Here is a 10,761-nt window from a genome sequence, read left to right as displayed (position 1 = left end):
TTAAAAGTTAAACTGAGTACCGAAAGAATAAGTACGAACTGGAGGAGCAAATCCTATGAATTGAAACTCGGGATCTATCCCAAAATACTTTGTAAAAGTGAGTAGATTTTGCCCTTGGAAATAAATTTTAACGTTGTTAACAAATCTACTTTCTAGAGGGATGTTATAGGCAACTTGTATATTTTTTAGCCTAATATATGATGCGTCTGATACGGTTGCGGTACTTGCTCTAAAATAAGTAAAAGCAGGCTTACTAATGCTTGTATAGGGCATATATTGCCCCGATGGATTATCTGACGACCAAACATCTAGTAGTTCTACAGGTAAATTATTCATACTACCAGGCAAAGGCATAATATAATTATAATTGCGATTCTTTTGTTTTACAAACTGAAATAGAAAAGATATATTCCAATTTTTAAATTTTAGATTATTGGACCATCCTCCAAAAAACCGAACCCCAATATTTTCTACCGCCTTATTATCATTGGGAGACGAAATCTTACCATCCTTATTAAAATCTGTAAACGTATAGAGACCTGTAGTAGGATCGATACCTTCGAACTGATAAAGCTTAACAATATTAAGTGACTTACCAACGATATAATTGTTAGAGTAAGTAGAACCTTCTATACCTGGAAAAGCGATTAACTTATTCGATGGAAAACTTAAATTAAAACTACTACTCCATTTAAATTTATCTCCAATAATTGGCTCTGAGGAAAGCTCTATTTCCCAACCCTGATTTTGTACTACAGCATCCAAATTAGCAACTACACTTGTAAACCCTGTAATGGACGGCAACTGATATCCTACTAACTGATTACCAGATCGATTGCGATACCATGATAAATTGAAATTAATACGATTTTGGAAAAAGCCTAATTCCAAAGCAGCTTCCAGTTTATTGGTTTTCTCCCAACTGTAATTAGGATTAAACAAACGCATGGGTGATAGCCCTGTAATATTATTATAAGCCAAAGACGACACCGTATAAGAATCTAAATATTGATAATCGCCAATATTATCACTACCCGATGTGCCAAAGCTAGCCCTTAGTTTTCCATAAGATAAGTAGTGTTGATTTTTCAGCCATGCCTCCTCAGAAAAAATCCAAGCAGCGCCAACCGCACCAAAATTAGCATACCGCTTATCTGGTCCAAAACGACTACTACCATCTCTACGAGCTGTAACATTAAGAAAATAACGATCCTTATAATGGTAATTGAATCGGCTAAACACCGCTGCATATTTATAATCGACTGTTATCTGATCCTGAATATTTTTCGTAGTTGCAGCACCTATATTTGTAATAAATGCATTACTCTCGAAACCCAACCCACTAATTGAACCTTGGCTGTTTGAATCTTTTTGAAGAGAGCCCCCAACTAACACATCTACCTTGTGATTATTTTTTGCAAACAACCACTCAACTTGAGGCTCTACAATAAAAGAATTTTTATTTTGATTTCGTTTACTTGCCGAAGAATTGGCACTGGATTGCCCTAAAGCTATAGATGGGTTATACATCGTATTTGGCTTAAGCAATAACTCTTGAAAAACCGTATAATTATATCCACCATTAAGTTTTAGTTTAAGATTTTTAACCGGTTCATATCCAACATTGAAACTATTTAAAAACTGACGATTATTATATGAATATGTAGCTTCGTAAGCTGCAATAGGATTAGAAAACGTATTGTTCTCCCAATTTAGACTCCCATTTTGATGATATAAAGCTGGAGCATTAGGTGATAAGAAATAAGCTTGAGTTGTAATATCAGATTGTGGAATATTATTTTGCTGATTAGAATAGCGGTTACTTAGATTAAGCACCAATTTACCATCGGCAGATTTATACGCCAAACTACTGGATATATTATTATCTACATATTTAAAATCTTTGCCAAAAACAGTGTGTTGTACATTGTTAGAACCACTTACTAAAAACGTCAACTGCTCGCTACCTCCGCTTAAAGAAAAACGGGTATCTGTATAATCTGCCGTATGCCCTATGAGTGTTTTTTTCCAATCGGTATAGCGCTTGGGATCCCAAATTCCATTAATATCGTATGCTGTGGTGGGATACGTGGAAATGCCATCGTTTGCAAACGCTTTACGCCGAACCTTGAGGTATTGCTCGGTATTCATCATATTGAGATTAGAAAGCGACTGACTAAAACCGTAAGACGTATTTACCACCAATCTAGGGCTTCCCGACCGTCCTTTTTTTGTCGTTATTAGCACCACCCCATTTGCTCCCCTAGAGCCATATATAGCCGTGGCATCGGCATCTTTAAGGATCTCTATCGAAGCTATATCATCGGGGTTTATAGTGTTAAGCGGGTTTATACTTTTTGTTGGTAATAGAGAAGCTGTCGATAAGGTAGAGGTATCGCTTCCTAAAGGCACCCCATCTACAACATACAAAGGAGCACTACCATTAATACCACTATTAGACAAAGTACGCAAACTATTTTGCCCCCTTATCTGAACATCAAAATTACTCCCTGGCACACCACTACTCTGGACTATATTAACGCCAGATGCGCGACCTTGGATTGCCGACAACACATTGGTTACAGGTTGGTTCTCGATGTCCTTTGCGGTGACCTTAGCAATACTACCCGTCCGTTCTTTGTCTTTTACAGTGTAGTAGCCCGCATTAATCAATACTTCCTCTATCTTATTTATCGCTTTAGACAGCAACACCTTAATGCGGTTCTCCTGTCCTATGCGCTCACTTACCTGCTCATAGTCGGGATGTTCAAACTCCAGTACGGCATCACTGCCATTAACCTCTATTTGGAACCTACCTTCTTTGTCGGTTACAGCAATTAGCTCCGTTCCTTTTTGTCTTACCGTAACACCCGATAAAGGCCTGTCACGATCCATCACACTGCCACTGATGCTGCGCATCTGGCCAAATGCCATACCCGAGACGAGCAAGGCGAAGCCTAGACCCAATCGAAAATGGCCTAGTCTACAAAAGTTTTTTTTCATACTTTTGAAATGGTTTTTAATTAATATTAATTACTACCGCTCTTTCCTTGCATGGTCGCCAAACTATCAGGAAAGAGCATTTTTATTCTGTCCCTTACTATATTCTTGTCACACCCACCAATCACCAATCCCCAGTCCCCAATCCCCAATCTCTAGTCACCAGTCTCCAGTCTCCAGTCTCCAGTCCCCAGTCCCCTATCTCTCGACTCTCAACTAAAAAAGACGGTAGCACTGCAATGAGGTTTGCATTGTGGGGGAATGCTACAGCACTACCAGTCTAAACAAATTAATGATATGAAATTTTCCACGTGTTAGCTACTAAAAGCCGCAATAGGTTGTACACCCTATTCTTACTGTCGTTCTGTATGCAGCACTGCGAGATAAAGTATCACTTGACCACATCAGTATTTTTGAAAATATCGCTTGTCGTAGAAAAAGCTGACAGCATAGGAAACAAAACGGCATGGGTACTCTACATTATCAGTAATAGGGGTACTGGTATACCTTACACACAGATAAGAGGAAGAGACCCACGCCTAGGTCGTGAGCCGCTTACTTATCGTCTTGTGTGTTTAAAAATTACCAGTTTTCTATTACAAGATTCTAAGCAATAGCTTCTATAATTTCGTTGAAGTATCGCAAAGTTACTTTTATTGTAACTTATTTTACAAATGTAATAAATAATAACGACATAAACGTCGTTGAAAGTCTGAATTTTTATAAATTATTTTACTCTGTGAAATTTCAAAGAGAAATATTTAGATATAAAGTTGCTGTAGGAATTGTTTTTAAAAAATTAAGAACCGACTTATTAATTGAAGGAAAACCTATGACACAGCAATATTTGAACAATGATATTTCTGAGAAATATAATAAATCATGGAATAGTGCCAGAGAAGAAACCTTACCCAATACTACTTTAGAAAATTTATATTTAATATCCAATTACTTTAATATCAATATTGATTATTTTTTTCAATTAGTACAAAATGTTACAAACAAAGAAGTAGATGATGCTATTAAAGGGAAAAGTAGATTAAATAATCTTTATAAAAATTTATAAGTATTTACAAAATTCGCGATTTATCTTTTCATAAACCATAGATGAGAAATAATTCATTTATAACTTTTACAAACTAGATTTACAATTTTATTAGCATCAGCATCATATTCCACCTCAACATAAAAATTGTAAAGTTGGTATAGTGCAAATTTTCGACTTCCTATCTCGCTTGCCCCTAAAAATACGCCCTCTTTAAAGACCAAGTCATATTGATCATTAACAGAGAGTTGTTTGTAATCGTAAAACCCCAATTTCTTTTTCATTCTGGCTTACCAATTTTCTCATAGTATCTTTCCGAACATTGTTGTAATACTTGTTCTGTTTCTTTTAAATCTTTTTTTAGTAGATAAATCCAAATTGATAAAGCTAGGATAGCTCTTGTAAGGATATTACAAGTTTTTGTTTTGATACAGCAAATAAAAAAGGCTTTATACAGAGATTACTGTATAAAGCCGTATTTTTTCTTGGGATTGGCAGAGCGTGGTTTAAAATACCATTTCGTCTGTCAATTGTATATCATAGTAATCCTCTAAAAAAGCATCAATGATATTTCTATTTTCTTCACTGATTAGAAAATCAATATCATCATTAGTAAACTCTGGAATACCAAAATTCTTGATATAAGTTCCGTTTAAAGAATAATATGCTGAAGAATAAGGTTTACTGGTTGTTTTAATATAATACCAAAACAAGCGTGATTCCATAATCTTTTTAATCAAATGCATTTCTTCTTCAGAGTGACCAATAATTGCTTGACCATTGTAGAACATTAAATCAATATCATTGCTTATTAAATAGCTGGGAATCTTATCTGAAAACTTAGGAAAGAATAATTTATTTCCTACTTTTTCTAAAGATTGCGTTCTACCAAAAGCAAACCATTTTTCATATTCTCCTTTACCTTTATCTCTTTTAGAAAGTATTAGTCTTTTTCTTTGTAAATATTCAAATGCTCTTGGATATGTGTCTTGCAAAAACTCTTCTTCTAATGCTTTAGGTTTTACTTTATTATCATATGGAAACAAAACTTTTTCAACAACATTATCAAAATCAACTTCTCGACTCAATTTATTTGAGTTTAATATATCTCTACAAATCCCTTTTTCAATTGGAAAAAGACTACCATTCTGAAGATAAAAATAATCCTCATCTTCTTCTACAGGTTTGAAAATATAAATATCATTTTTAAGTGTTGCAATACCGTGTCTTGTCTTATATTTCTTTCCAAAAGGATTTCCAACACACTCAATTCTAGAAATGATTTCATTATTATTAAGATTCCAACCTTTTTTTGCATCTAAATTTTGATAATTAATTTTATGATAAAGATTAGCATTCGTTGGTAACTCCTTATTAACCGATTTATAATATTCGATATAATTCCGTTCGGTTTTCTCTATAAAGCAAACACATGTATAAGTGCTCTTCGATTTAAAAATCTGAAGAGTGCCAAAATCAATAATCTTGATAGAAGTATTATTTCTTTCAAAATATGCTCTTAAAGCTCTACCATTCAAACTCTTGAAAAAAGTGTTCATTGTAATAAAACCAAGAATTCCATTAGGAGCTAAATTCTCATAACCAATTTGGAAAAATGGAATATATAAGTCTGGGTTTCCTGTTGAACAAACCTCCCAAAGTTTTACATTTTCTTTAGCATCTTCATCTAAATTACGAGCTGAAACATAAGGCGGATTTCCAACTATAATTTCAAAACCATTAAAATTATTAATAACTTCTTGCCAATTGAAAAGTAAAGCATCCCCTTGATAAATATTAAAATGAAATTCTTCAAAATCTTCATCTTCAGACAATGCTAATAAACTCAATAGTAATTTACTACGAGTTACTGAATATTGTTGAATATCTAAACCATAAATTTGATTTTCAAAAATGTATTGATATGTACTATTCGTTCTACTTTTTAGTTCTTTTGCAGCCGTATATAAAAATCCCGAACAACCACACGCAATATCTGCAATTTGGCAGTTTTCAATATCAAGATTATCTCTATTAAATGATTCGTTTACAATATAATCTCTAATATCTGAGGGAGTATATATTGCACCATTTACAATTCTGTCAGAAGGGGAAATAACGAACTCGAAGAGTTCAATTAGCTCTTCTATATTAAATTCTTCAATTTCATCTTTTACAATTGCAATAAATTCATTTAGTTTTTTTCTTTTTTTTGTATTTCTCTTGGTTATAGAATAATCTTTAAGAAGTAGATTATTTACTAGTCTAAGATTGTTTATCTCGATAAAAGCAGAAACAATAAGTCTATCCACATCTTTTGGTGGTAGAGCAGATGATTCGAGGAATTTAAAAACTTTTGGGTTCATCTGAATAATCTATTGTTCCTTACTTAAAAATTTTCTGTATTTATGAAATTCAATATTTAGATTAATGTATTCTTTTTTAATTTCATCAGAAACGTTTACATTCTTTTCAATTACCTCACCAAGTAGGTCAATTTTTTCAATCAATTTATCTAATGTCCAAATAATCTGATAACGCTTTAAAAACATTTTCAAATTTTTGTGCATATAGGCTGCTGTTGCAGACCCAGTTTTTGGAAAAATATTTCCATCATTATCCCTTTCAAAATGTTCATTATAGTTTACTTCACAGGGATCCAAATACTCATTTTCATCATCCGATTTCAGAACATTCACATAAGAGCAACAATAAACTAAATTAGAATAAGTAGTTTCAAGTTCAGGAAATTTACTTTTTGGTTTAAAGTGGTCAATATGAAACGTCTTTGTACCTCCAAACCAAAAATCGCTACAATCAGTATAACCGCATTTCATTCTAAAATCCGCCCTAAGATAAGGTTTGAAACTCCGATAGTTTACATATGTCTTATTACAAGTTCGTTGTGGATTATCATTTCTAAAATCAATTGTCATTACCATCCTTATTTAACTTGTTAATCATATTATCGACCCTGCTCAATAATTCTCCTAATCTATCAGTATTTGAAGACAATTTATACTCGTTTGGTATCGACGAACCTTTGTCAACGGATTTTTCAATAAAACCATCTAACTCTATAATTCTTTGCTCTTCATCATAATTCGTTTTACCTGCCTTTTTCTTTTCCAATAATTGAACGAGTTCTTCTTCAGCATTTTTCAATTTTGCTTGATAATGATTTATTGATGCTATTACCCTATCCAAAAATGTTGCCTTTGCTTTTGTCATCTCTTCTTTATTTGACTTGTGCAAAATATTTTTTACATATACTTTATTTACATCATCAGCCTGATTAACAGCAATATCATCAAAAGCAGTTAAAACAATGAACGGGAAACCATCTCTTATTGAAAGAAATGTTTCAAGGAGTTCTGTTCCATTATATGGAACGTTATAATCAATATCAACTCTTTTTTCATTCAGATTGAAATCTGTTATGATTGCATCAGGAGAAATGTCTATGATTTTTTCAATCATAGAATCTAAATCTTCCAAGGGTAGCTGTGTTAACGGTTCTATTTCACCCGCCCTGGGTGATTTTTCAACATAATCAAGAAAATCATCAAAGCTATCTCTCTCCTCATCTATAAAGAGTATTTTATACTTGTCCATCCTTTTGTCTTTTATATTTTACAGGAAATGAAATTCTTAAACCAAATCCATTTTCAGGGAATAATAGTTTTAGGTTTCCATCATTTTCTTTAACAATTGACTGTACTAACCACATACCCAATCCTGTGCCTTCCTCTTCAGCAGTATGTGGGTTTCTTCGAGTTGTAAATAATGGCTCAAAAATAATTTCTGCTTTTTCAATATCTTTAGATAATCCTGTACCATTGTCAGCATAGTCAAAAATAACTTCTTTCCCATTAGAGTGAACTTTTACTTGTATTTCTCTTTGTCTATTTACCTTCATTAGATTGAAAGCTTCAATAGAGTTAACCAAAAGATTATTAAAAATACTATCAAGGTCGATTTCAAAAACTCGTAACTCAATATCTTCTATTTCTGAAATTTCTAAATTAGTACCTCTTTCATCCAATACTGTTTTCCAATCTTCTTTAAATTCAAGAAAATAATTTTGAAGGAATACTTGCGGCCTTTTCCGTTTATCCTTTCTAGTAGCACCCATTGAAAAATTTAACCAATTCTGAAGTTTAACATCCTGTGTTTTTATTTTCTCTATCTGAGAAAAAGGATTCTTTCTTCGTTCAACTTGAATATAATCTTCCTCTTTAATTTTTTCAGAAATTAGCTCTTTTAACTTATCAGTTCTTGAACTCAATACATCGTTTAATTTACTCAAATCGTGACTAAAAGACGCTAAAACAATACCGCTACTTGCTAATCCTCGTAATACTTTTTGTTCGTCTTTAAGTTTTTCGATTTGTTCTTCTTTACGTTCTATCTCAATTGCTAAAATTTCCTTTTCTCTATCACTTGCTTGTTGTTCTTCGGATGTATTATCATTGGTAGCATTATTAGGATTATCTTCCCTTTGCTTTCTTTTCTCACGGGAATCTGCAACGATTTTTTTAGCCAAATCTTCAGCTTTTTTTCTATTCCTTTCTGCTCCAAATCTTTCATCATCATAAGCATCCATTTCTCTTGCAATAAATGCCCTGTCGTCTTCAAAAACATTAATTATCCCTGCTAAAAGCTGCTTAAACACATCAAAGGTTTTATTATTCTGCAAACCTTCTCTGCTTGATTTATCTTCAAAATTTACGTTGGTTAACCTTGAAATTTTTACTGCCCCAGCCACATTTTCCGGCTCAACTCTATATCCGCCTTCCGATTTTGCTACACCCGCAGGACTTGCCGCTTTTCTATTACCCAAACTTAACCAATCAAACGCTGCATCTTTTGCCTCTCCGTATGGTCTTACCCTGAAGTTATCTCTGAATAGTTTAATTCCTCCAAATTTATTCAACCAATCTTTACGATTATTTGACATAAATCCTTTGTAAAAGAAACGGCTTGCGTCATCGCTTGAATAGCTTCTTTTTAGGAAGTAAAATGTAAATTCAAAAACCCCAATATTGTCAAACGTATTATCCTCGTCACGTTCTTTAAAACCCATCAATATTTGAGAAAATGATGTTTCCTTTTTCCAAAATCCTTGAAGGAAATCTTCTTTTCTGTAAGGCTCATTCTTCATCGCTTCTCTCTGAAAAAATCCATTTGGAATTAACTCAACATCATACTCTTCACGATAAACTGTAATTGAAATATTTTGATTTTCATCAGCCTTTGCAACTAATTTATAGTCATAATCATCACAAACTGAACCTAATACTTCACCATATTTATTTTGCGCCAGAGAGCTAAAAAGATATATTTCAAACTCCCCAACTTCTTTTGGTGGAACAAGTACTTCCAAATCGGTAAAAACTTGGTCAACATAGAAATCTTCCCAATTATCTCTTAGATTTGATATTTTTAAAATCGTTCCAAATTGAGCACCTTCTTCAAAATTAATTTTTGATAAATCCAAGAATGGTATTTGTGCTTCAATTTCTTCAATTATTGAATTTGCATTTATGCCAATCAACTCTGCATCAACTTTGTCTATTGTTTTAAACTCTCCTTCAAAATCTTCCCAATTAACAATCCATCTATAGCCCGAGTAATCAGTTGCAACTCCATTCTCATCTACATCGTTTTCGTGTACTTCCGGATTAAATATTGTTGTCATCTCACAAATGCCACCTAATTTATCAAGGGCAAATCGACCGATTCCTTTTGCACCAGCTTTTACCCTTCCTGACTTAGTGAAAACATCATTCGCCTTATTATCTGTACCTATCGTCATCCAATAATCACGAATAATTTTCTGTGTCATACCTTCTCCAGTATCAATAATGTATAATGAACAAAACTTAGCTATTATGTTTTTGAATTGTTTCTTTTTTTCTTCATCAACATCTTTCTTAATTACATATGCATTGTCGTTTTCAATATCCTTTTCGTATAAATCAAAGATTTCGACTTTTGATATTCCTAAAGAATTTAATTCGCTTACATATTCTTCAGTTATTTCATTTAAAACCGTTGAAAATTTATTATCAAAATACACAATGCTAATTTTACTGTCAGCATCATAACCATTTTTGACCAATTCAATAATTGCTCCTTTGGAAGAAGCTATATTTTCCCTTCCAATAAGCCTAGCAGTTCTTGCCGAAACCTTAAAAGGAATTTTAGTGCTATTGTTGTGATTAGTCATTGAACAATGTGGTTAATTTAACATCCAGTTTTTCTGCAATTTTTACAAAAGTCTTTAGTGGCGGTTGAACCTCGTTTGTACACCATCTTGAAACTGTAGCCTCGTTCTTATCTAACTGTTCTGCAAGCCATTTACTACTTACATTCTTCTCTGCAAGTACTACCTTTAGTCTATTAATTACTTTTTTACTCATAAAAATTGCATATGGTGTAAAGATATTGATTTTTATTATCATTAATACAGCTAGTTTATTTTCTCAATCTATTATTAGTCATTAATAACTATATAAATCCGCACTAAATCATATCAAAGTCTCCAACCTGCATTTAAAAAAACTAACAGGATAAAATAACGTTCTACCAACTTTGATAAAAGACATGCTATCATCCCCCCATATACAATACAAACCTTATTACTTTTATTAACACTTATTACTATTGAATCATTATTCTTTTAAGACCTAAAGTAGTATCAGAATATTAGG

At 32.8% G+C, this 10,761-nt stretch carries 8 protein-coding genes; 1 reads left to right on the top strand and 7 read right to left on the bottom strand.

The genetic code is table 11. The features are described 5' to 3' along the window. Complete coding sequence (locus G6R40_RS12120; RefSeq protein WP_317164519.1) at window positions 1-2,934, bottom strand: SusC/RagA family TonB-linked outer membrane protein; 2,934 nt, start codon at window positions 2,932-2,934, stop codon at window positions 1-3. An 805-nt stretch (window positions 2,935-3,739) separates the two neighbouring features. On the opposite strand from G6R40_RS12120, the gene G6R40_RS12115 reads away from it, so the two are divergent. Further along, window positions 3,740-4,066 (top strand): hypothetical protein, encoded by a 327-nt coding sequence (locus tag G6R40_RS12115; protein ID WP_165135867.1) that lies wholly within the window; start codon window positions 3,740-3,742, stop codon window positions 4,064-4,066. Between the two features lie 53 nt (window positions 4,067-4,119). Here the strand turns inward: G6R40_RS12115 and G6R40_RS12110 are convergent, their stop codons facing one another. From G6R40_RS12110 to G6R40_RS12085, 6 genes are all read right to left on the bottom strand, one after another. Beyond that, complete coding sequence (locus G6R40_RS12110; protein WP_165135864.1) at window positions 4,120-4,329, bottom strand: hypothetical protein; 210 nt, start codon at window positions 4,327-4,329, stop codon at window positions 4,120-4,122. Window positions 4,330-4,551: 222 nt separating this feature from the next. Then, window positions 4,552-6,411 carry a class I SAM-dependent DNA methyltransferase gene (locus tag G6R40_RS12105; protein ID WP_165135862.1) on the bottom strand — a complete coding sequence of 620 codons (1,860 nt, stop codon included), beginning with the start codon at window positions 6,409-6,411 and terminating at the stop codon, window positions 4,552-4,554. Window positions 6,412-6,420: 9 nt separating this feature from the next. Beyond that, window positions 6,421-6,981 (bottom strand): hypothetical protein, encoded by a 561-nt coding sequence (locus G6R40_RS12100; RefSeq protein ID WP_165135859.1) that lies wholly within the window; start codon window positions 6,979-6,981, stop codon window positions 6,421-6,423. After that, window positions 6,971-7,660, bottom strand: coding sequence for a hypothetical protein (locus tag G6R40_RS12095; protein ID WP_165135856.1), 690 nt, complete (start codon window positions 7,658-7,660; stop codon window positions 6,971-6,973). Before G6R40_RS12095 ends, G6R40_RS12100 begins: the two co-directional genes overlap by 11 nt. After that, window positions 7,647-10,277: an ATP-binding protein gene (locus tag G6R40_RS12090; protein WP_165135854.1), complete on the bottom strand. Its 2,631-nt coding sequence runs from the start codon at window positions 10,275-10,277 to the stop codon at window positions 7,647-7,649. Before G6R40_RS12090 ends, G6R40_RS12095 begins: the two co-directional genes overlap by 14 nt. Continuing rightward, window positions 10,270-10,512 carry a helix-turn-helix transcriptional regulator gene (locus tag G6R40_RS12085; protein WP_410497331.1) on the bottom strand — a complete coding sequence of 81 codons (243 nt, stop codon included), beginning with the start codon at window positions 10,510-10,512 and terminating at the stop codon, window positions 10,270-10,272. The genes G6R40_RS12090 and G6R40_RS12085 overlap by 8 nt, the downstream gene beginning before the upstream one ends. Window positions 10,513-10,761: the final 249 nt, after the last annotated feature.

It is taken from the genome of Chryseobacterium sp. POL2 (assembly GCF_011058315.1).
GTDB lineage: Bacteria > Bacteroidota > Bacteroidia > Flavobacteriales > Weeksellaceae > Soonwooa.
The sequence above is the reverse complement of the archived record's forward strand: the minus strand, read 5'-3'. Positions and strand labels throughout refer to the sequence as shown.